22 protein-coding genes and 1 tRNA gene are annotated in these 22,358 nt (G+C 69.7%); 19 read left to right on the top strand and 4 right to left on the bottom strand.

The features are described from left to right. Window positions 1-43 precede the first annotated feature (43 nt). Window positions 44-454: a cupin domain-containing protein gene (locus tag KCH87_RS38120; RefSeq protein WP_210592447.1), complete on the bottom strand. Its 411-nt coding sequence runs from the start codon at window positions 452-454 to the stop codon at window positions 44-46. A 234-nt stretch (window positions 455-688) separates the two neighbouring features. Between KCH87_RS38120 and KCH87_RS38125 the strand changes: the two genes are divergently transcribed. From KCH87_RS38125 to KCH87_RS38180, 12 genes are all read left to right on the top strand, one after another. After that, complete coding sequence (locus KCH87_RS38125; RefSeq protein ID WP_210592448.1) at window positions 689-1,252, top strand: carboxymuconolactone decarboxylase family protein; 564 nt, start codon at window positions 689-691, stop codon at window positions 1,250-1,252. Beyond that, a complete protein-coding gene (locus KCH87_RS38130) occupies window positions 1,249-2,736 on the top strand; it encodes a sugar ABC transporter ATP-binding protein (RefSeq protein WP_210592449.1) in 1,488 nt (495 codons plus the stop codon). Before KCH87_RS38125 ends, KCH87_RS38130 begins: the two co-directional genes overlap by 4 nt. Beyond that, a complete protein-coding gene (locus tag KCH87_RS38135) occupies window positions 2,733-3,749 on the top strand; it encodes an ABC transporter permease (RefSeq protein WP_308299018.1) in 1,017 nt (338 codons plus the stop codon). Before KCH87_RS38130 ends, KCH87_RS38135 begins: the two co-directional genes overlap by 4 nt. A 62-nt stretch (window positions 3,750-3,811) precedes the next feature. Further along, window positions 3,812-4,768, top strand: coding sequence for a sugar ABC transporter substrate-binding protein (locus KCH87_RS38140; RefSeq protein ID WP_210592450.1), 957 nt, complete (start codon window positions 3,812-3,814; stop codon window positions 4,766-4,768). A gap of 38 nt (window positions 4,769-4,806) precedes the next feature. After that, window positions 4,807-5,742, top strand: coding sequence for a LysR family transcriptional regulator (locus tag KCH87_RS38145; RefSeq protein WP_210592451.1), 936 nt, complete (start codon window positions 4,807-4,809; stop codon window positions 5,740-5,742). Window positions 5,743-5,755: 13 nt separating this feature from the next. Beyond that, on the top strand, window positions 5,756-6,676 hold the full coding sequence (locus tag KCH87_RS38150; protein ID WP_210592452.1) for a VOC family protein: 921 nt from the start codon (window positions 5,756-5,758) through the stop codon (window positions 6,674-6,676). A gap of 20 nt (window positions 6,677-6,696) precedes the next feature. Beyond that, the gene (locus KCH87_RS38155) at window positions 6,697-8,145 is read left to right on the top strand and encodes an NAD-dependent succinate-semialdehyde dehydrogenase (protein ID WP_210592453.1); all 1,449 of its coding nucleotides are present in this window, start codon (window positions 6,697-6,699) and stop codon (window positions 8,143-8,145) included. Beyond that, window positions 8,142-8,909 (top strand): fumarylacetoacetate hydrolase family protein, encoded by a 768-nt coding sequence (locus tag KCH87_RS38160; RefSeq protein WP_210592454.1) that lies wholly within the window; start codon window positions 8,142-8,144, stop codon window positions 8,907-8,909. Before KCH87_RS38155 ends, KCH87_RS38160 begins: the two co-directional genes overlap by 4 nt. Continuing rightward, a complete protein-coding gene (locus KCH87_RS38165) occupies window positions 8,909-9,280 on the top strand; it encodes a VOC family protein (RefSeq protein ID WP_210592455.1) in 372 nt (123 codons plus the stop codon). The genes KCH87_RS38160 and KCH87_RS38165 overlap by 1 nt, the downstream gene beginning before the upstream one ends. Window positions 9,281-9,306: 26 nt before the next feature. Further along, a complete protein-coding gene (locus KCH87_RS38170; RefSeq protein WP_210592456.1) occupies window positions 9,307-10,092 on the top strand; it encodes an alpha/beta fold hydrolase in 786 nt (261 codons plus the stop codon). Further along, window positions 10,089-10,550, top strand: a complete 462-nt coding sequence (locus KCH87_RS38175; RefSeq protein WP_210592457.1) for a heme-binding protein — start codon at window positions 10,089-10,091, stop codon at window positions 10,548-10,550. The genes KCH87_RS38170 and KCH87_RS38175 overlap by 4 nt, the downstream gene beginning before the upstream one ends. Window positions 10,551-10,553: 3 nt before the next feature. After that, on the top strand, window positions 10,554-11,540 hold the full coding sequence (locus tag KCH87_RS38180; protein ID WP_210592458.1) for a methionine synthase II (cobalamin-independent)-like protein: 987 nt from the start codon (window positions 10,554-10,556) through the stop codon (window positions 11,538-11,540). Window positions 11,541-11,618: 78 nt separating this feature from the next. On the opposite strand, the gene KCH87_RS38185 is transcribed toward KCH87_RS38180, so the two are convergent. Further along, window positions 11,619-11,906, bottom strand: a complete 288-nt coding sequence (locus KCH87_RS38185) for a putative quinol monooxygenase (RefSeq protein WP_210592459.1) — start codon at window positions 11,904-11,906, stop codon at window positions 11,619-11,621. A 160-nt stretch (window positions 11,907-12,066) separates the two neighbouring features. Here KCH87_RS38185 and KCH87_RS38190 point away from each other — a divergent pair, with 160 nt between their 5' ends. The 5 genes from KCH87_RS38190 (at window position 12,067) to KCH87_RS38210 (ending at window position 18,530) form a co-directional block, all read left to right on the top strand. Continuing rightward, a complete protein-coding gene (locus KCH87_RS38190) occupies window positions 12,067-13,512 on the top strand; it encodes an aldehyde dehydrogenase (protein WP_210592460.1) in 1,446 nt (481 codons plus the stop codon). Window positions 13,513-13,642: 130 nt separating this feature from the next. Then, window positions 13,643-14,857, top strand: coding sequence for an L-2-hydroxyglutarate oxidase (gene lhgO, locus KCH87_RS38195; RefSeq protein WP_210592461.1), 1,215 nt, complete (start codon window positions 13,643-13,645; stop codon window positions 14,855-14,857). Window positions 14,858-14,885: 28 nt separating this feature from the next. Then, entirely contained in the window at window positions 14,886-15,746 is an 861-nt protein-coding gene (locus KCH87_RS38200) for an amidohydrolase (protein ID WP_210592462.1), read from the top strand. 1 nt (window position 15,747) lies between these two features. Further along, entirely contained in the window at window positions 15,748-17,454 is a 1,707-nt protein-coding gene (locus KCH87_RS38205) for a thiamine pyrophosphate-dependent enzyme (protein WP_210592463.1), read from the top strand. Between the two features lie 20 nt (window positions 17,455-17,474). After that, on the top strand, window positions 17,475-18,530 hold the full coding sequence (locus KCH87_RS38210; protein ID WP_210592464.1) for an Ldh family oxidoreductase: 1,056 nt from the start codon (window positions 17,475-17,477) through the stop codon (window positions 18,528-18,530). Window positions 18,531-18,534: 4 nt separating this feature from the next. Here KCH87_RS38210 and KCH87_RS38215 read toward each other — a convergent pair whose 3' ends face one another. Both KCH87_RS38215 and KCH87_RS38220 read right to left on the bottom strand, forming a co-directional pair. Continuing rightward, entirely contained in the window at window positions 18,535-19,464 is a 930-nt protein-coding gene (locus KCH87_RS38215) for an alpha/beta hydrolase (RefSeq protein ID WP_210592465.1), read from the bottom strand. 112 nt (window positions 19,465-19,576) lie between these two features. Beyond that, window positions 19,577-20,155, bottom strand: a complete 579-nt coding sequence (locus tag KCH87_RS38220; protein WP_210592466.1) for a TetR/AcrR family transcriptional regulator — start codon at window positions 20,153-20,155, stop codon at window positions 19,577-19,579. 188 nt (window positions 20,156-20,343) lie between these two features. On the opposite strand from KCH87_RS38220, the gene KCH87_RS38225 reads away from it, so the two are divergent. Together KCH87_RS38225 and KCH87_RS38230 are read left to right on the top strand one after the other, a co-directional pair. Next, a complete protein-coding gene (locus KCH87_RS38225; RefSeq protein ID WP_210592467.1) occupies window positions 20,344-21,780 on the top strand; it encodes an MFS transporter in 1,437 nt (478 codons plus the stop codon). Between the two features lie 42 nt (window positions 21,781-21,822). After that, a tRNA-Pro gene (locus tag KCH87_RS38230) sits at window positions 21,823-21,896 on the top strand. The last annotated feature ends 462 nt before the right edge of the window (window positions 21,897-22,358 follow it).

Raw genomic sequence — 22,358 nt, forward strand, 5'->3', positions numbered from 1 at the left:
GCGGGGAACTGCGCGCCAAGCCCCCACCGGGCCGCGGCCGAGATCAGTCCTTGCCCATCTGGTCCTCGGCCGAAAGGTGCTCCACCGTCTTGCCGGTCTCGGTGAACGTGCGCGTGACATAGCCGGACGAGTACACCCACAGGATGCGCAACGGGGTGTCTCCGATGTTGCGGAACAGATGAGGGATGGGGGAGGGGACATACACCGTGTCGAACTGCTCCAGCTTGGTCACCTCGCCGTCCACCCACACCTCCGCCTCCCCGTAGAGGATCGTCACGTGCTCGTCGCAGTTGTGCGAGTGCAGGGGCGCCCCCGAGCCCACCGGATACACGCTCATCCCGCTGGTGATCCGGTTCTCCCCGCCGGCCGAGGGCGTGGTGATCAGCGGTGTCGTCACGACGGCCCCGCCGCGGTCGAGCTGGGGCACGGACGCGACCTTGATGATCGTGGTCATCCGGAAAATCCTCTCCATGTCAGGGCGCTGCGTCGAACGACGTTAGGTCGCGCCCCGGCGAATGGGTGCCCTCCGGCGTGCAGGTTTACCTTGCAATCCGAGCGGGGGTGAGCAGCTCGCACCCGGCTGTACCGTCGGCACGCATCGCACGGCGTCCCGTTCCGTGCCCGCAACGCGCCGGAAAGAAAAGGCAGGTACGGCCAGATGAGGCTCCCCGTTCTCAGCGATGAGGAAATGACCCCGCGGCAGCAGGAGCTGGCCGCTCGTATCGCCGGCCGGCGCGGTGCCGTCCGCGGCCCGTTCCGGGTCTGGCTGCACAGCCCGGAGATGTGCGAACGGGCCGAGTCCCTCGGTGCGTTCGCCCGCTTCGACTGCTCCCTGCCCCGGCATCTGCGTGAACTCGCGCTGCTGATGGCCGCCCGGAACTGGGACGCGCAGTACTCGTGGAACGCCCATGCGCACCAGGCCGTCGAGGCCGGTCTCCCGCAGGCCGCGGTCGACGCCGTCGCCGAGAAGCGCGAGGCCGTCTTCGACAGCGAGGCGGACCAGGCCTTCTACCGGTTCTGCCGCGAGATCCTCGAGGACCACTTCGTCTCGGACGAGACCTTCGCCCGCGCCCACGAGCACTTCGGCGGCAAGGGACTCGTCGACACCATCGGTGCGCTCGGCAACTTCACCATGCTCGGCATGTGTCTGAACGCCTTCCAGGTGGACCTCCAGGCCGACAGGGAACCGCCCTTCCCCGACGTCCGCGGCTTCGCACGCGTGGCCGTCGACGACGATCGGGTGCGGTCGTGACACCTCTGGTCCGCGTGCGCGGCGTCATCAAGAGCTTCGGCGGAGCGGCCGCCCTCAAAGGCGTCGACCTCGACGTCCACCCCGGCGAGGTGCACGCCCTCATGGGTATGAACGGCGCCGGCAAGTCGACACTGGTACAGGTCCTTTCCGGCATCCACCAGCCCGACGCCGGCACGGTCGACATCGACGGCCAGGCACATGCGGGGCTGACCGTGCGCAAGGCCCGCAAGCTCGGCATCTCCTCCGTGCCGCAGCGCCGCGAGCTGGCGATGGGGCTGACCGTCGCCGAGAACGTCATGCTGGGCGACCTGCCCACCCGGCACGGCACGGTGGACTGGACCGCGGTCCGGGACCGGGCCCGCGCGGCGCTGCACGACCTCGGCATCGACATCGACGTCCAACGCGTCGCGGGCTCCCTCACCGTCGCCGAGCAGACCATGGTCGAGGTGGCGCGCGAGGTCCGCCGCGGCGGCCGGATCCTGATCCTCGACGAGCCGACCGCCTGTCTGAGCGCCAAGGACGCGGGCCGGATCCGGGCCCTGGTGCGGATCCTGCGTGACGAGGGCGTCGCCGTCGTCTACATCTCGCACTACATCGACGAGGTCATGGCCGTCGCCGACCGCCTCACCGTGCTGCGGGACGGCGCCGTCGTGCGCACCGCTCCCGCCGCGGAGCTCGACCCGGCGTCACTGGTCCGCAGCATGGTCGGCCGGGACGTCGTCTCGCACCGGCCCGAACGCCCCGGCCCGAAGGACGAACTCGGCCTGGCCGTACGCGGACTGAGCCAGAGCCGGGCCGTGCAGGACTTCACCGTCGAGGTGCGCAAGGGCGAGATCGTCGCCGTCCTCGGACCCGCGGGCGACGCCCAGTCCCGGCTGTTCGACCTGCTGTCCGGGCGGCAGCGCCCCGACGCGGGCGAACTGAACGTCGACGGCCGTGCGGTGCCCTTCGGCCGAGTCCCCGCCTCGCTCGCCAGCGGCCTGCGCTGCGTCACCGGCGACCGACGCACCCTCGGCCTGGTCCCCGGGCTGTCCCTCGACGAGAACCTGATGCTCGCCGACGACCGCTTCGCCCGCCGCCGACTGCACCGCCGTAGCGAACTCGCCCGTCGCGCCCGGTCGCGGCGACAGAGTTACGGCGTCGTCGCGCTCGCCGGGAACCCGCCGGTGAGCGCCCTGTCCGGCGGCAACCAGCAGAAGGTGCTGCTCGCCAAGTGGCTGGAGACGGAACCGGTCGCCTGCTTCCTGGAGGACCCCACCAACGGCGTGGACGTCGCGGCCATGGCCGACATCCACAGCCTCGTCGACGACCTCGCCTCACGCGGGGTGGCCGTGCTGCTCGCCTCCTCGTCCGCCGAGGAGGTCATGCGGCTGGCCGACCGGGTCGTCGTCGTCAGCGCCGGCCGCAGGGTCGCCGAACACGACATCACCGCCATCACCCGCGACGAGCTCGTCGCCACCGCTCTCGGAGGTCAACCCCAGTGAGCCTCAAGACCCCCTCCGCCTCCCCGGACGCCGTGGCCCGCCCACCCGAGGGCGGCACATCCCGCCTTTCGCCGCAGGCGCTGCTGCGGATACCGCACGGCGGACTGATCGTCGTCCTCGTCCTGGTGTGCGTGTTCACCGCCCTCAACGCGGACTCCTTCACCACCCAGCAGAACCTGCTCAACGTGCTGCGGCAGATCAGCGTGACCGCCGTCATCGCGGCCGGGCTGACCCTGCTGATGACCGCGGGCGGCATGGACTTCTCCATGGGCAGCAACGCGGCCGTCACCGTGTCGGTGGGCGCCGTCCTGCTGTCCGACGGTCACTCCACACTCGTGACGGTGGTCCTCACCCTGCTCCTCGCCACCCTGATCGGCCTGGTGAACGGCCTGGTGGTGACCTTCACCAGGGTCGCCCCGTTCGTCGCTACGCTGGCCTCCGCCATGCTGCTGGACGGCGTCGCCCTGCTCGTCCTCAACGGGGAGAGCATCACCATCGGCGACAAGCTGTTCGCGCTCGGCAACTCCAAGTTGCTCGGTATCCCGTACCTGTTGATCGTGGCGGTCCTCGTCCTCGCGGTCATCGGGCTTGCGATGCGGTTCACCACGTTCGGCCGCGACGCGTTCGCGATGGGCGGCAACGAGAACGTGGCCCGGCTCAGTGGCATCAACGTCCCCGCCCGCAAGCTCGCCCTGTACGCCCTCGCCGGCGCCCTCGCGGGCCTGGCCGGGCTGATGCTCCTGTCCCGGCTCGGCGCCGCCGCCCCCAACACCGGTGGTCTCCAGACCCAGTTGACCGCGGTCGCCGCGGTGGTCATCGGCGGCACCTCGCTGGCCGGCGGTCACGGCAGCATCTTCGGCACGGTCCTCGGCTGTGTGCTGCTGGGCGTCGTCGCCAACGCACTCAACCTGCTCCAGGTCAACAGCTATTACCAATACGTCGTGACGGGCGGAGTGCTGCTGATCGCCGCCGTCGTCAACGAATTCCAGCGCAAATCCGCGCCCGGACACTGACGCCGCGTTCGCGAATTGCGTACATGCACCTTCTCTTCAATGACGCAGGAAAGGCGTAATCCATGATGCCCACCGCCCGATCCGCCCGCGTTTGCGCGGCCGCGCTCGTCAGCACCGCAGCCCTGGTGCTCTCCGGCTGCGGCTCGGCGAACGGCGCCGGCTCCGCCGACTCCGTTTCCCTCGGGTTCGTCAACGGGGCCAACACCCACTTCCACACCTGTCTGCTCAAGGCGGTCGAGCAGACGGCCAAGACGGAAGGGGCCACGGTCTACTCGGCCAACTCCAAGCAGGACGCCGGGACCGAGCTGTCCAACATCGAGGACATGATCGCCCGGAGCGTGGACGCCCTGATCGTGCAGACGGTCAACGTCGATGCCCTGGAGGGCGACATAGCCAAGGCCAAGGCCGCGGGCATCCCGATCTATCTGACCTCCGTGGCCACCGACGACATGTCGGACGTCCTCGGCGTCGCCAAGGTCGACCTCAAGAAGGCCGGCGCACTGGACGCCGGGTGGATCGAGAAGGACGCGGGCGGCAAGGACGTGACGGTCGGCATCGTCGCGGGTGCCCCCGGCGCCGCCTCCGACCTGCTGGTGGGCGGCTTCACCGGCGCCCTGCCGGCCACCGCGAAGGTGGTCGCGAACCAGCCCGGCATGTTCAACCCGGTCAAGGCCCAGGACGTCGCCGAGAACATGATCCAGGCCCATCCCGACCTGGACTACGCCTTCGTCGCCAACGAGGAGATGGCCTTCGCGGTGCGCAAGGCGTTCGACGCGGCCGGCGCCAAGGACGTCAGGATCGTGTCCGTCAACGGCACCGAAGAGGGCCTCGCCGCGGTCAAGGACGGCCGGTTCTCCGCCACCGTGGCCAACTCGGCGATGACCATCGGGCAGACCGCGGTCAAGAACACGATCCGCCTGCTCGACGACGACAAGACCGTTGACAAGATTGCCAACATTCCTCTTGTCTTGGTCGACAAGAACAACGTGAGCGAAGCACCCCAGTACTGCCCCAAGTAGGGGGCCCCACCGGGAACCGGTGCCGCCCGGAGGAAAACATGGATCGTCTGCTCCTCATGCACAGCTTCGTCACTGTCGCCCAGGTGGGCAGTTTCAGCGGAGCCGCCAAAAAGCTGGGCTCATCGGGCTCACTGGTGTCGCGGCACGTCGCCGAACTGGAACGGCAGGTCGGCGTGCGCCTCGTCAACCGCACCGCCCGTTCGGTGAGTCTCACCGAACCGGGCCAGCGGTACGCCGAATTCGCCGCCCGTATTCTCGACGAGATCGAGGCCGAGGACGCGGGCATAGCCCAGCTCCACGACCGCGCCGAGGGCACCCTCAGCATCATCTGCCCCAAATGGATCGGCAGCCTGGATCTCGGTGACGCCATCGCCGCATTCTCGGCGGCCCATCCGAAAATCCAGGTCAGATTCGAACTTGGTGGAATGTCCGACCGCACCTACGATTTCCTGGACGGCGGATTCGACGTCGCCTTCCACACCCGGGATCTGCGCGACTCCAGCGTCCGGCTCAAGAAGATCGCCTCCCTGCCCTTCGTGCTGTGCGCATCCGAGGAGTACATCAAACGTCGGGGCTCGCTCGCCCATCCCAACGACATCGCCGCCCACGACTGCCTGGTGCACGTCAACGACCCGGTCTGGCGCATCGGTCACGGTCACGCGAGCACCCTGCACAAGATCCGCAACATCGCCTTCTCGTCCAACTCCTACCTCGCGCTCCAGAAAGCGGCCGTGCATGGGCGGGGTCTGGCGCTGCTGCCGCAGCGTCCGGCCTACGACGACCTGGTCTCCGGTGCGCTCCAGGTGCTGCTGCCCGAACTGGCGGTGCCCGACCGACCGCTCTATGCCATCTACGGGCCGGGTGCGGACACCCCGCGCAAGATCAGCGTCTTCCTCGACTTCCTCGCCGAATGGTTCTCGCAGAATCCCATTCCCGCGATCCGGCCGTCGGCGAAAGAAACGATTGCGAAGTAAGAAATGAGGAACCATGGGAATCCAGAGGATCGAATCGGTAACCTATGGAATCAACGACCTCGCTCAATGTGTCGGGTTCTTCGACGACTTCGGTCTGTTCCTGGTGGAACGCACCGACGAACACGCGGTGTTCGAGACACTCACCGGGCAGACCCTCCGTCTGGACACCGACCCCGGCTCGCTGCTGCCACCCCCCGTGGAAAACGGCCCCACCCTGCGCGAGGTCGTGTGGGGTGTCGACACTCCGCAGGAACTGCACCGCCTCGCAGCCGAGCTGGGCCATGACCGCAAGGTCAGGTCGAGTGCCGACGGCGTCCACCACACCGTCGACGAGACCGGCTTCGGCGTCGGCCTGACCCTGGCCCGCCCGAAGCCCGCACCCGTCACGCTCCGCCCCGCCAACGCGCTCGGCGGCGTCAACCGCTGGAACACCGCCCTGGAGCCGATCACCAGGGTCCGCCCCCTGCGCATGTGTCACGTCGCGCTCAACATCCCCAAGCACGGAAAGGACGAGGCCGTCGCCTTCTACACCGAGCGCCTCGGCTTCCGGCCGACCGACGTCGTCGAGCCCATGGGCGTCTTCATGCAGGCCCCGGGCGACGACGACCAGCACACCATGCTGCTGTGCCACCGCCCCGACAACGCCGGCGTCAACCACATCGCGTACGAGGTCCCCGGCTTCGACGACGTGGTGGAAGGCGGCAACTACATGATCGAGCACGGCTGGCGGGAGGCCCGCAGGCTCGGCCGCCACACCATCGGCTCGAACGTCTTCCGCTTCCTGCACGCGCCGTGCGGCGGCCGGGTCGAGTACGCCGCAGACATGGACCGGGTCGACGACCGCTACGAGACCCGCGTCCATGAGTCGACCCCGCCCCACCACATCTGGGCCCTGCGCACCAACCGCGACCAGGAAGCCCCCGCCCAGTCCTGACTCTGAGAGGGCACCCACCCATGACCACCGACCACGGCTACCCCGCCGTCCGCATGTACATCGCGGGCGAGTGGTGCCAGGGCGGCACCGGACGTACCGCCCCGATCGTGAACCCGGCCACCGAGCAGGTGATCGGAGCAGTCCCGCTCGCCACCACCGCCGATCTCGACCGCGCGCTCGCCGCCGCCGAACAGGGCTTCAAGGCCTGGCGTGACACGCCCATAGCCAGGCGTACGGCGATCCTGCACACCGCCGCCGACCTGCTCACCGAACGTGCCGCCGAAGTCGGCCGGATCATGACGCTGGAGCAGGGCAAGCCCCTCGCGGAGGCGACCGGTGAGGCCCGCCGGGTCGCCGACACCCTGCGCTGGCACGCCGACGACGCCCGGCGCGCGTACGGCCGCATCATCCCGTCCGCGCCCGGCACCCTGCTGACCGTGCGCCGCGAACCGATCGGCCCCGTCGCCTCGTTCGTGCCGTGGAACTTCCCGGCGGGCGGACCGATGCGCAAGATCTCCTCGGCCCTCTCCGCCGGCTGCTCGATCATCATCAAGGCCTCCGAAGAGACCCCCGCCACTGCCTGCGCCCTGGTGCGCTGCTTCGCGGACGCCGGTGTCCCGGCCGGGGCGCTCAACCTCGTCTTCGGAGAACCGGCGGAGGTTTCCGCCCACTTGATCGCCTCCCCGGTCACCCGTCTGGTCGCCTTCACCGGCTCGGTTCCCGTGGGCAAACTCCTCGCCGCCGAGGCCGGCAAGGTCATGAAGCCCTCGCTGATGGAGCTGGGCGGCCATGCCCCGGTCATCGTGTGCGCGGACGCCGACCCGGCCGTGGCCGCCCGCCGCGCCGCCCAGGCCAAGTTCGTCAACGCCGGCCAGGTGTGCACCTCCCCGAGCCGCTTCCTGGTCCACGAGAGCCTGGTCGAGGACTTCACCGCCGAGTTCGTGAAGGCCGCCGAGGCGGTCGTCGTCGGGGACGGGCTCCAAGAGGGCACGACCATGGGGCCGTTGGCCAACGAGCGCCGGCTGAAGGCCATGGAGCGCCTCACCGCCGATGCCGTGTCCCGTGGCGCCAAGGTGCTCGTCGGCGGCGAACGTCCGGACCGCGCCGGGTACTTCTTCGCGCCGACCGTCCTGACGGACGTACCGCCGGACGCGGAGCTGATGCGCGAGGAGCCGTTCGGGCCGCTCGCGCCCATCGTCCCCTTCACCGGCATCGACGAGGCGCTGCGGACGGCGAACGAGCTGCCGTACGGCCTGGCCGCCTACGGCTTCACCGAGTCCGCCGCGACCGCCGAACGGCTGGTGAGCGGGCTGGAGGCCGGGATCCTGTCCGTCAACCACTGCGGTGGCTCCGTGCACGAGGCACCCTCGGGTGGCGTCAAGGACAGCGGATACGGCAGGGAGGGCGGGCCCGAGGCACTGGACGCCTACCTCGTCACCAAGCGCGTCTCGCACCTGCTGGCGTCATGAGGTACACGCGCGTGTCGGTCGACGGCCGGGCGATGTGGGGCCGGGTGGGGGAGGAGGACATCGAGCTGCTGTCCGGCTCTCCGCTCGACGGCGAACCGACCGCCGTCGGAACGGTTCCGCAAGCCACCGCCCGCTGGCTGCCGGTCGTCGTCCCGCCCGTGTTCTACGCGGTCGGCATGAACTACCGGCGGCACATCGAGCACGCCGGCGCCGAGATGCCGACCCGCCCCGAGGTCGGCTACCGGGCCAACAACGCGCTCACCGGCCACGGTTCGCCCATCGTCAAGCCGCGCGAGGTCGAGGGCCGCTTCGAGGCCGAGCCGGAACTCGTCGCCGTCATCGGGCGTACGGTCCGCCGCGCGTCGTACGACGAAGCGCGCAAGTGCGTCTTCGGCTGGACGATCGGGAACGACGTCAGCGCCCGCACCTGGCAGCACCAGGACCGCACGTTCTGGCGCAGCAAGAACAGCGACACGTTCAAGCCGATGGGGCCCTGGATCGAGACCGACGTCGACGCGCTCGCCCAGACCACCACGCTCCGCGTCAACGGCGAGTTCCGCGCGGCGTTCCCGACCGGCGACATGGTCTTCGACCCCTTCGCCTACATCGTCGAGATGACCAAGCACCTCACCCTGCACCCCGGTGACGTGCTGTGGATGGGTGCCGAGGCCACCTGCCGGATCGACCCCGGGGACACCGTGGACGTCGAGATCAGCGGCATCGGGGTGCTCTCCAACCCCGTACAACTCGAAGGGAATCAGTGATGAGCAACGCCCCCCGCTACATCCACCACGTCAACTTCCCCACCACCGACCCCGACCGCACCGCCGAGTGGTACACGAAGGTCTTCGGCATGAAGCGGATCATGCCCAAGTCCAACACCCGTGTGGTGCTGATGACGCGCGGCAACTTCGACCTGCACTTCACGCCGGTCGAGGAGATGGAGCGCATGGCGCCCTACCACTTCGCCGTCGAGGTCGACGACTGGGACGACTTCCTCACCCACCTCAAGGACCTGGGCATCCGCCACACCCGGCCGATCGAACGGCCCGAGAACCAGTCCAAGTTCTGCTACATCCACGACCCGGACCACACCATGATCGAGCTGGTGTACCACGGCCGCCGCCCCAACTAAGCGCCCACATACGGGAGTTCACCCTCATGCCCATTGCCGAATCCAACGGCATCTCCATCTACTACGAACGCCACGGCAGCGGTCCGGCGATCCTCTTCGTGCACGGCAGCGGCGGCCACCACGCCGCCTGGTGGCAGCAAGTGGCCGCGCTGCGCGAGGAGTTCACGGTCGTCACCCTGGACCTGCGCGGCTTCGGCAAGTCCGACTCGTCGATGTCCGAGTTCGACGGCCAGGACTTCCCCGGGGACGTCGTAGCCGTCCTCGACACCGAGGACCTCACCGACGTCATGCTGGTGGGCCAGTCCATCGGCTCCGTCGCCGCCCTGCGTGCCGGTCTGCTCCGCCCCCAGCGGGTCTCGTCCGTCGTGCTCGGCCACTCCCTCGGCGGCATCAGCCACCCCGAGGTGAAGGAACTTGCCGCCGCCGACCGCGCGGAGGCCGTCAAACTCCCCGTCATCGACCGTCTGTTGACCAAGCCGTTCCAGCAGGAGCGTGCCGACCTCACCTTCCTCTTCCAGCAGATGGGCACCTTCAACGTCGCGAAGATGGCCGACCTGCGCAACCTCGACACCAACGGCCCCTCGCTGGAGGACATCCAGAAGTCGGGCGTCAAGGTCGCGTTCCTGGCGGGCGAGAAGGACGCGGTGCTCAGCGTGAAGACGGTGACCCGCGCCCACGAACTGCTGCCGGGCTCCCATCTGGAGATCGTTCCGGGCGCCCCGCACTCCATGTACTGGGAGACGCCCGAGCCGTACAACGCGGCCGTCGCCCGGCTGCGCCACACCCTCAGCACACCGAAGGAAGCCGTATGAACCTCGACGCCGCCGAAGAGATCATCGATGCCGCAGTCAAGCGCGCCCAGTCCGTCGGCAAGGCCGTGAGCGTGGCGGTCGTGGACGCGGGCGGTTTCCCCGTCGCCATCCGCCGCTCCGACGGAGCCCGACCGCTCACGCCGGACATCGCGCGCGCCAAGGCGTACACCGCGGCCGTGATGCAGCGCCCCGGCAAGATGCTGAAGAAGTGGCAGGAGAGCCAGCCCGTCTTCTTCGCCCAGCTCTCCCAACTCCCCGGCGCGGCCCTGCCGATCATGGCCACCGAGGGCAGCGTCACCATCAAGAAGGACGGCGAGATCATCGGCGGCCTCGGCATCGCCGGCGGCACCGCGGACGAGGACCAGCAGATCGCCGACGAGGTCCTCGAATCCCTCGGCTACGAGCTGGAGTTCGCCGCCTGGGGTGTTACCGGCAAGCCCGCGGGAAAGGAAGCCTGAGCCATGGCCGACACGTTCAACTACCGCATCGACCACCACGGCAGCCTGGTCCGCCCCATCGGCCTGTCCCTCGACGACCCCGAGGCCATGGAGACGGCCGTACGAGACGCGGTCGCATACCAGCGCAAGCTGCGCTCCACGGTCGTCACCGACGGGGACTTCCCCCGCGAGGACTTCCGCAGCGCCGTACTCGACTCCGTATCCGGTTTCCGTCGCACCGACGCGTCCGACGATGGCCTGCCGCGCTGGGTCGCCGAGGCCCTCCCCAAGGCGAACGGTCCGCTGGTCGCCGACGGGGCGACCCTGCTCGCCCAGCTCACCGTGATCGCCCCCAAGGTCTCCCTGCCGTCCCCGGCCTACCTCGCGGCCACCACTTTCGAACCGGGCCTCGGCCCCGCCTCGGCCCGCGAGCTCGGCGAAGCTCTCGCGGAGATCGTCCACGCGGAGATCGAGCTGCTGGTGTCCCGAGGCGTCCGCCTCATCCAGCTCAACAACCCACTGCTCCTCGCCCCGCCCGCCGACAGCCCGCTCTCCTTCGAAGACGCCCTGGCCGTAGAGGCGTTGGCGGTACGGCTGGACGAGCGCCCGGAGGGGGTACGCATCGGTATCTGCCCGGGCTGGGCGGCGCCCGCCACCGTGGACCGCGCACGGACGGAGCGGCTGTACACCGGCATCCCCGCCGACCGCTGGATCCTGCCGTACGACCAGGGAACCGACGCCGAACGCGACCTGCTCAAGACACTGCCCGAGGACCGCGACGTCTGCCTGGGCGTGGTGGACGCGACCGTCCCGGAACTGGAGGACATCGACACGGTGCTGGCGAGGATCGACGCGGCGGCGGAGGTGAAGGACATCGAGGACATGGCCGTATCACCGTCGAGGGGCTTCGCGGACAGGGCGGACAGGCCCCTGCTCACTGCCGAGGAACAGCGCCAGAAGCTGGTCTTGGTGGAGACAATCGCCCGTTACTGCTGGGGCAACGAGTTCTAACCCCGCCAGGGGCGCGGGGAACTGCGCGACAAGCCACAGACAACCCGCACCCGCCGACGCGCACAAGCCACGCAGACGCTAAAGCACCTGGCAAAACGTAACGGTACGTTCAGTCAGCAGCGGCCGCACGATCTCCACGATCAGCTCACCGAAGTAGCCCGCGGCAGCGTGCGCCTCGAACCCGGCACGGTCGCCGTACCGCTCGTACAGCAGGAACCCTCCGGGCTCGCCCTCTTCGGCGTGCACCTCGTACACCAGATTCCCCGGCTCCGCACGGGTGTGCTCGCGCATCTTGAGCAGCGCGGCACGCACCGTGTCCGCATCGGCGGGCGCGCAGCGGTAGTGGGCGACGACTACGTAGGCCATGGCATGTCTCCTTGCGGGATTTCGGCCCGCCGATTCCAACATGGATCACCCCACCGACCACCCGCGCGCTGCGCAATCAATGCCTGCCGCACATGGGCTGGTGGCCCGCTCCCACATGGTGTGTTGTCACAATCCGGCCTGCACGAAGGAAGTGATCTTGATGCGTTCCCTGGAAACCCTCTCCGGCGGGGGCTGGGTGACGACCGGCGAGTGGATCGACGTCCATGACCCCTCCGATCTGCGCACCCCCGTCGCCCGCGTCCCCGCGCTGAGCGCCGCGGACGTCACCCGCGCCTACGATCACGCCGAGCAGGGCTTCGCCGTCTGGAAGCGCACCAGCCCCTTCGAACGGGCCCGGATCATGACCGAGGCGGCCCGGCTGCTGCGGGAGCGCGCCGCGGGCATCGCCGTGGACGTCAGCACCGAGATGGGCAAGACCCGTGCGGAGGCGACCGGTGAGACGATCAAGGCCGCCGACTTCCTCGAGTACTACGCGGGCATCGCGCGGCAGGGCTACGGCACGCTCGTGCACGACGTACGCCCCGACACCCGCACCAGCCACCAACGTGAGCCGATCGGCGTGGTCCTGGCGATCACCCCGTGGAACGACCCGCTGATCACCCCGGCGCGGAAGCTGGCGCCGTGCCTGGCGGCGGGCAACGCGGCGCTCCTCAAGCCGGCCACCGACACCCCGCAGTCTGCCCTGCACTTCGCCCGCGCCCTGCATGACGCGGGCCTGCCCGCCGGGGTACTGAACGTGGTCACCGGCCGGGGCGCGGAGATCTCCGAGGCACTGATCACCGACCCGCGCCTCGCCGCGCTCACGTTCACCGGCAGCAACGAGGTCGGCGAGGCGCTGCGTGCGCAGCTCGCCTCCCGCAACGTCCGCTTCCAGGGCGAGCTGGGCGGCAAGAACGCCACCGTCGTCCTCGTGGACGCCGATCTGTCCGCCGCCGCCAAAGCCGTCGCCGCGGCGGGCTTCGCGCAGGCCGGGCAGCGCTGCACCGCCACCAGCCGGGTGATCGTCGAGCGGTCGGTGTACGAGGAGTTCACTTCGCTGTTGCTGTCGGAGGCCGCCGCTCTGCGGGTCGGCCCCGGTCTCGCCGCGGGTACGACGATGGGGCCGCTGGTCAGTGCCCGGCAGCGGGACGGCGTCCTCTCCGACGTCGAGCGCGCCGTCAAGCAAGGTGCGCGCGTGCTCGTCGGCGGCGACCAGCCGCGCGACGAGGCGCTGAGCCATGGCTGCTACGTCAACCCGACCGTGCTCGGCGATGTGACGGCGGAAATGGACATCTGGTACGAGGAGGTCTTCGGCCCGGTCGTCGCGCTGCTCGCCGTGGACTCCTTCGACGAGGCCGTCGCGGCCGTCAACGACTCGGACTTCGGGCTCGCGGCGGCCGTGTTCACCCAGAACCTCGGCGCCGCGTACCGCTTCGCCGACGAGGCCGAGTGCGGGCAGATCGCGGTGAACACCACCACCTCCGGCTGGGACGTCCACCACCCCTTCGGCGGCTTCCGGGACTCGGGGTCGCCGTTCAAGGAGCAGGGCGAGGAGGCCCTGCGCTTCTACACGCGCGTGAAGACCGTCGCCGTCCACTTTGGCTAGGCGCTCCGCTGGGAATGCGGGTTGTTTGTTCGCGGGCCGGTGGGGGCTGGTCGCGCAGTTCCCCGCGCCCCTTACGGGGCGTGATTCCTCACCCGACTTGACCGGTTCCGCTTAGGAAAGGAGGTCGTCCATGGCAGACCAGACGATCGGCATCGTCGGCGCCGGCATCGTGGGCCTGGCCACGGGGCGCGAGATCGCCCTGCGTCGCCCGGGTACGCGGGTCGTGGTGCTGGAGAAGGAGCGGGATGTCGCCGTCCACCAGACCGGCCACAACTCGGGTGTCGTGCATGCCGGGATCTACTACACGCCGGGCAGCCTCAAGGCGCGGCTGTGCACCAGGGGCATGGGACTGATCCGTGAGTACTGCCAGGACCGGGACCTGCCCTACGACGAGTGCGGCAAGCTCGTCGTCGCGGTCACCGACGCGGAAGTCCCGCGCATGGAGGCGCTGTACGCCAAGTCCCTGGAGAACAAGGTGCCCGGCGTACGCCGCGTCTCCGCGAGCGAGATCCGCGAGATCGAACCGCACGCCATGGGGAAGGCGGCCATCCACTCCCCGCGCACCGCCATCACCGACTACACCGCGATCGCGAAGTCCTTCGCGAAGGACATCGAGGAGTCCGGCGGCGAGGTACGGCTCGGCTTCCCGGTCACCCGCATCACCCGGCTGACCGGCGGCGGCATCGAGGTCGCCTCCGGCGCCGAAACGCTCACGGTCGACCGGCTCGTCCTCTGCGCCGGACTCCACAGCGACCAGGTCGCCCGCCTCGCCGATGACGGCGACGAACCGCGGATCGTGCCCTTCCGCGGCGAGTACATGACGGTCTCCGCGGAGAAGGCGCACATGGTGCGGGGCCTCGTCTACCCGGTGCCCGACCCGCGGTACCCCTTCCTGGGCGTGCACTTCACCCGCCGGGTCACCGGCGAGGTCGAGGTCGGCCCCAACGCCGTCCTCGCCTTCTCCCGCGAGGGATACCGCCTCTCCACCATCGACCCGCGCGAACTGCGCCGCATCGCCGCCTTCCCCGGCATGTGGCACCTGGCGAAACAGCACTGGCGCACCGGCATCAAGGAGATGCGCGGCTCGCTGTCGGTCAGGTCCTACATGAAGGACGCCATGGCGTACATCCCCGGCATCCACGCCTCCGACGTCGTTCGCGGCGGAGCCGGCGTACGGGCCCAGGCGCTGGGCCGCGACGGCTCGCTCGTGGACGACTTCGCCATCCACCACGTGGGCGCCGTCACCGCCGTACGCAACGCCCCCTCGCCCGCGGCGACTTCGTCGATGGCGATCGCGGAGCACATCGCGGACGCCACCCTCCGAACCACCTCCGAAGAACTCTGAACCACCTCAACGAAAGCGAGCTCACGGCATGTTCGTCGTCGACACCCAGATCCACATCTGGACGGAAGAGACCCCGGACCGCCCCTGGGTCCCGGGCGCCCGCGAGCGGATCCGCCTCAACGGCCACCGCGAGGACCCCTTCTCCTACGAGGAGGCCCTGGAGCTGATGGACGAGGCCGGCGTCAACCGGGCGCTGATCCTGCCCCCGTCCTGGGAGGGCAACCGCATCGACTACGCCATGGAGGCCTGCGAGGCCCACCCGGACCGCTTCGGCATCATGGCCCGTGTCCCGCAGGACAACGAGGCCGAGGGCACGGCCCTGCTGAAGGACTTCGCCGAGAACCCGCACATCAAGGGCACCCGGCTCACCTTCCACCGGCCGCAGGACCGCAACTGGATGATCGACGGCACCAACGACTGGTACTGGCCGATCGCCGAGCAACTCTCCATCCCCACCATGGTCCACGCCCCGATCTGGAAGCGTGAGCTCGGCGAGATCGCCGCCAAGCACCCCGGCCTGAAGATCATCATCGACCACATGGGCATCATGGCCCGCTGCGTCGACGACGCGATCGGCTACTGGGTCCAGGAGACCGCCGACCTGCACGTCCACCCGAACATCTACGTCAAGGTCTCGGCGCTCCCGGGCTACTCCACGCAGCCCTTCCCGAACAAGAACATCGAGAAGTACGTGCGCGAGATGGTCGACAGGATGGGCCCGCAGCGCTGCTTCTACGGCACCGACATCACCCGCCTGCTCGGCCACGGCATCACCTACACCGACACCATCGAGCAGTTCACCAAGCACTGGGACTTCACCCCCGAGGAGCTTGAGTGGATCATGGGCCGCGGTATCTCCGAGGTCCTGAACTGGCCGATCGAGGGCTGAGATGACCGACAACGACACGCCCCACGGCGACGGCGGTGATGCCGTCGTCACCGCCTTCAACGCCGTCGGCGCGGACTACGTCTTCTGCTCGTCGGGGTCCGAATGGGCCCCGGTGTGGGAGTCCCTGGCCCGGCGCCACCGGGACGGGCTTCCCTGCCCGCGGTATCTCGACCTGACCCACGAGACCGTCGCCGTCGGCATGGCCACCGGCTACGGCCTCGTCGAACGCCGCCCTCAGGGCGTCCTGCTGCACGCGGCGCCCGGCCTGCTCCAGGGCTCCATGGCCGTCCACGGGGCGCTGCTCGCCGGTGTCCCGATGGTGGTCACGTCCTCCGAGTCCACCACCTACGGCGACGGGCCCGGCCCCGATCCGGGCGGCCAGTGGTACCGCAACCTGTCCATCGTGGGCGGCCCGCACGGCGTCGCGAGTCCGTTCACCAAGTGGTCCACCGAGGCGGCGAGCGTGCACACGCTGCCCACGATGATCACGAGGGCGGCGGAACTGGCCTGGCGTGCCCCGGCCGGTCCGGCGTATCTGAACATCCCGCTGGAGATCCTCCTTGAGGAGTGGGACGGCCGCGAGGCCAGGCCGATCGTCCCGCCGGGCGCCACGCACAGCTCGCCCGAAGAGGTCGACCCCGTCGCCCAGCTGATCCGCGAGGCCGACAACCCCGTGATCGTCACCGAGACCGCCGGCCGCGAGGCGGGCGGCTTCGAGGCGCTGGTCGCCTTCGCGGAGGCCTGGAGCATCCCGGTCGTCGAGCCCGACTCGGCGGTCTGCGGCAACTTCCCGCGCACCCATCCGCTGCACGCCGGCAGCGACATCGGCCCCTGGATCGACGAGGCGGACCTGATCCTCCTCGTCAACTGCCGGGCGCCCTTCTACCCGCCGTCGCGCCGACCCGCCAAGGCGAAGGTCGTCGTCATCGACGAGGTGCCACAGCGGCCGCACGTCGTCTACCAAGTCCTGTTCGCGGACCGGTACTTGGAGGGCAACGTCGCCAACACCCTGCGCCAGCTGGCCAAGCGGGCGAAGGGCCTCGACGAGGCGGCGGTGACGGCGCGGTACGCGGAGCAGGCGCAGCGCCATGCCGACGAGCAGGCCGCCATCGCCGCGGCCGAGGCCAAGGCCGAACAGGCCGAGGGCATCGATCCGGTGTTCGTGGCCGCGACCCTGCGCACCCTGCTCGACGGCAAGGACGCGGTCGTCGTCGACGAGACCATCACGCACAGCCGTGTCCTCAAGCGGCACGTCCGGACCGACGCACCCGACTCGTACTTCTACGTACAGGGCGGCCTCGGCCAGGGCATCGCCGTCGCCCTCGGCGTCAAACTCGCTGCCCAGGAACGCCCGGTGGTGCTCACCATCGGCGACGGCGCCTTCGCGTACAACCCGGTCATCCCGTCGTACGACGCCTCGAAGGCATACGAACTGCCGCTGCTGATCGTGGTGTTCAACAACCGCACCTACAAATCCATGAACCTCAACCACCGCAGGTTCTACCCCGACGGCGCGGCCGCCGAGACCGGCGAATGGCTCGGCACCGACCTGCACCGACTGCCCCGACTGGACCGGTTCGCCGAGCCGTTCGGAATGCACACCGAGTCCGTCGACGCGCCCGGGGCGCTGGCGCCCGCGCTGGAGCGCGCCCTCAAGGCCGTGACGGAGGGCACCACGGCCGTCGTCGACGTCCTCGTCACCCGATGAACCAGGAGGCATCCGCCACCATGTCCGACACCCCCAAGAAGGTCCTGGTACCCGCCGACGACCTGCGGACCTTCTCCGCCGCCCTGCTCGAGAAGGGCGGCCTGAGCCCCGGGCACGCCCGCACCACCGCCGACGTGTTCGTCTGGGCCGCGCTGCGCGGCGTCGACTCCCACGGCATCGCGCGCGTCCCGGCGTACCTGGAGTTGCTGGCCAAGGGCGTGGCCAACGCCCGGGCCGAGATCACCGTCGAATCCACCACCCCGGCCGCCGCCGTCCTGGACGCTGACCGCGCGCCCGGGCCGGTCGCGCTCAGCGCCGCCGCCGAGGAAGCCGTCAAGCGGGCCAAGGCGACCGGAATCGCGTCGGTCGGGGTGCGCCGTACCGTCCACACGGGCGCCATCGGCTACTACGTGTCGAAGATCGCCGAAAAGGGCCTGGTCGGGCTCGGGTTCGTCGCCGGCATGCCCAACATGGGCTACACCGGCGTCAAGGGCGCCGCGGTCGCGACCAGCCCGCTCGCCATCGCCGTACCGGCAGACAGCCATGCCCCACTCCTCCTCGACATGGCCACGGCCACCGTCGCCCTCGGCAGGATCCGACAGGCCAGGGTGAGCGGCACACCGCTGCCCGAGGGCGCGGCCGCCACCGAGGACGGCACGCCCACCACCGACCCTGAGAAGGCCGTGATGCCGCTGCCGCTGGGCGGCGCCAAGGGCTCCGGTATGTCCCTCGCGTTCGAGCTGCTGACCAGCGTGCTGGTCGGCGCGCCGATCTTCGCCGCGTTCCACTCGGACGATCCGCAGGGCCGTAGACACCGCCAGAACGCCCTCCTCATCGCTGTCGACCCGGCGGCGTTCGGAGACCCGTCCGTGTTCACCGCCGCCGTCGGCACGACCCTGGGCACGCTCAAGTCCCTGCCGGTGGCGGACGGGGCGGACGGGGTGTTCTACCCCGGTGAGCGGAGTGCGGCGGTGGCCGTGGAGCGGGGGGAGACGGGGGTGCCGGTGGCGCCGAAGGTATGGCGTGAACTGACGGAGAGCGCGGCCAAGTTCGGGGTCGAGGTGCCGTCCGTCTGAGGGCTCAGATGCCGACGGCCTGACGAATGTGACGGGCCATCAGGGAGTACGTCTCCCTGGCCCGTTCGTCGTCCTGGCCGTCGTACCCGTGGTCGGCGCCCGGCACGTCGTGGTGGCCGGCCAGGGCGCCCGCCGTTCGCAGCCGGTCGGCGTAGGCCACGGCCTCGGACTTGAGGAGGTCGTGTTCGGCCGTGACGATCAGCGCCGGGGCGATGCCCTTCAGGTCCGCGGTGTCCGACGGATGGGCGGGGGAGACGAGCCGGTCGGCGCGCAGTCGTGGGTCCGGGACGTACGAGGTGTCGAAGACGTCGGCCATCCACGGTCGCAGCATCGGCCTGTCGATCGCGGCCCGCTTCTTGCGTGCGTCGGTCGCCAGATCGAGCGGGGGATAGTGCAGGACCTGGAGGGCGATCGGGGGGTCGCCCTCCTCCAGCGCCTGGCGGGCCACCGCCGCCGCAAGCCCGCCGCCCGCGCTCTGCCCGCCCACGGTGAGCCGTCCGCCGTCCCAGCCCTGTTCGGCCCCGTGCTCCGCGACCCAGCGCACGACCTCGAAGGCCTGGCGGGGCGGGGCGGGAAACGGGTGCTGGGGGGCGACGACATAGTCCACGTTCGCCACGGCCACGCCCGCCTCGGCGGCGAGGAAACGGCACAGCGGGTCGTCGATCTCCGTCAACGCCATGACGTAGCCGCCGCCGTGGAAGTTGATGTGCACGGGGGGAGTCCGGTCGGCGGACGGCAGGTACACCACGACGCGGGCCGGTCCGACCGACGTGGGGACGGTCAACTCGCGGACCTTGCGCGGGTATTCGGGGAAGCGGGCGTGCGAGGCGGCGTCGGAGCCGCGCCCACCCGAGCGTCGGGCCGCCGCTTGGGTCGCCCGCTGCATGGTCTTGGCGACGAGTGCGGCCACCGTGGGCCGGGCCAGGAGGGACATGCGGCTCCGTTCGCTGGGACTGCGGGCCCGGCCCGACAGGGGCGATTGCTTGAGTTTGGCAATCGTACGGCAAATGGCCCTGATCGGGGAGAGGTGGTGATCGGGGAGTGCCTCAGCCGCTGGTCCGCACGCCGTCGAGGGCGATGGACAGAACGCGGTCCCGCTGGGCGTCGTCCGCGAAGTTCGTCGCGGTGATGCCCGCGACCATGCGCAGCAGATCGCTGATGTCCATGTCGGTCCGCACCACTCCGGCTCGCTGCGCCCGCTCCAGCAGCGGGGTGCCGGCGGCGTACATCGAGTCGCGGCAGGCGTCGAAGATCTCCGACTGGTCGTCGAGTGCCTCGCGGACGGCCCGCTTGGTCACCATGTAGTCGGTGAACCGGTCCAGCCATGACGTCAGGGCTTCCCACGGCTCCAGCCCGGCGACCTCCTGCGCGACCCGGCACAGGTCGTTGACCTCGCCCGCGTACACGCTCTCGAAGAGATCGCGGCGGGTGGGGAAGTTGCGATAGAGCGTGCCGATGCCGACGCCCGCTCGCCGGGCGATGTCCTCCAGGGAAGCCTCCGAGCCGTGCTCGGCGAACGCCTCGCGGGCGGCCACCAGCAGCGCGTCGTAGTTGCGCGCGGCGTCCTTACGGTGCGGCCGGCGCGACGCGACGATCTCGCTGATGGGGTACGGCTGGGCCGTCACTGCTGCCTCCCGGGCGGGCTCGGTTGAAGCGGAGGATCACCTCCGCTACAGTGGAGGGGTACCTCCACTTTAGCAGTGCGGGGTCCGTTCGCCGTGGACGCGTGACGTCGCCGGCGCCAAGCCCCCTCATGCTCGTCCGCGACCGGACGCTGTCGGCCGCACCCTGCTCGGATTCGGAGAGGCTCTCCATGCCCCGCACCTCCACCCGCCTCACCTTCGCGGTTCTCGCGAGCGGAGCCGGCGTGTTCGCGATGCTCCAGTCGCTGATCGCGCCGGCCCTGCCGACCGTCCAGCACGCGCTCAACACCTCGCAGTCCACCGCGACCTGGGTGATGACGGCGTATCTACTGTCCGCCTCGATCTTCACGCCGATCCTGGGCCGCGTCGGCGACCTGATCGGCAAGAAACGCACGCTCGTCGCCGTCCTGTTCGTCGTGGCGGTCGGCTGTCTGGTGGCCGCGCTCGCACCGACCATCGGCGTACTGATCGCCGCCCGGGTCGTGCAGGGCGTCGGCGGCGCGCTGTTCCCGCTCTCCTTCGGCATCATCCGGGACGAGTTCGCCGCGTCCCAGGTCAGCGGCAGCATCAGCAATCTGTCGGCCGTGATCGCCGCGGGCGGCGGCGTCGGTATCGTCGCGGCCGGACCGATCGTGTCCGCGCTCGACTACCGCTGGCTGTTCTGGATCCCCGTGGCGATCGTCGCCGTCACGACGCTGATAGCCCTGCGCTATGTGCCCGAGTCGCCCAACCGGGCCGCGGGCAACGTCAATTGGCTCGGCGCCGGGCTGCTCTCGGCCTGGCTCGTGGCGCTGCTGCTGCCGCTCAGCCAGGCGAGCGTCTGGGGCTGGGGCTCGGCCCGGGTGATCGGCCTGTTCGCCGCCGCAGTCGTGCTGTTCGCGTTGTGGTTGCTGGCGGAGGCACGCTCCCGCACGCCGCTGATCGACCTGCGGGTGATGCGGCTGCCCGCCGTGTGGACCACCAACACCGCCGCGTTGCTCTTCGGCGCGGGCATGTACGCGATCTGGTCCTTCCTCCCCGGATTCGTACAGACCCCCAGCTCCGCCGGGTACGGCTTCGGATCGAGCGTCACCGCCGCCGGACTGCTCATGCTGCCGATGCTCGTCGCGATGTTCTTCTCGGGCGTGCTGAGCGGCCGCCTGGAACCCGTTCTGGGCGCCAAGACGCTCCTCACGACCGGTGCGGCGCTCGGCGCGCTCGCCTGCGGCTTCCTCGCCCTCTGGCACGACAAGCAGTGGCAAGTGGCCGTCGTGGCAGGCGTGTTCGGCCTCGGCATCGGACTGGCCTTCGCCTCGATGGCCAACCTGATCGTGGGCAGCGTCCCCGCCGACCAGACCGGCGCCGCGACCGGCATGAATGCCAACATCCGCACCATCGGCGGATCCATCGGCGCCGCGATCACCAGCGTCCTGGTCACCGGCCACCTCCAGCCCTCCGGCCTGCCCTACGAGTCCGGCTACACCCACGGCTTCACCCTGCTGGCCGTACTCCTCCTGGCCGCGGCACTGGCGGCACTGCTGGTCCCGGCCCGCCGGTCCGCGGCCCTGACCGCCCGGGCACGCGCCGCCACCGCGGACCCGGCGGAAGCACCCGTCCGCGTGCGTTAGGGTTGACCTGCGCGTTCTCGCGGGAAACCGCGGGACGCGCGCCGGGACGTGGCGCAGCTTGGTAGCGCACTTGACTGGGGGTCAAGGGGTCGCAGGTTCAAATCCTGTCGTCCCGACAGTTCGATGAACTGTCATCGCAGGTCAGGGCCTTGGATCACTTCGGTGAGACGAGGCCTTTGATCGTTTCTGGGGCTCTCGTCTCACAATTTCTCACACGACAAGAGAACATCACTCTGTGTTGCCGCACCTGTACTGAGCGACCGCGTACCCATATCCTCTTGCCCGAGCGGGCCACGCTGAAAGTGTGGTTGCCCCATCTGGTTCACGCCAACTTCTTGGACGTGAACGGGCAGTTCAAGCCGCGATGACCTGACAAGGAAGGCCTCAGCGCCCATGAGTACCAGTCGATATCGGCTGGGCGGACGGGCATCTGTGTCCTGACCGCTCCAGCCTTAAGCAAGTTCGAGTTGAAAGGTTGGAACGAACAACAATGTCAGGACACAACAAGGCGTTCTTGCTTCTGGGAGCGGGGTTGGCGTCGCTCGTGGTTGCCATCGTAGCCGGAGTGATCGCTGTGC

The sequence above is a fragment of the Streptomyces sp. GESEQ-35 genome, assembly GCF_017948485.1.
GTDB lineage: Bacteria > Actinomycetota > Actinomycetes > Streptomycetales > Streptomycetaceae > Streptomyces.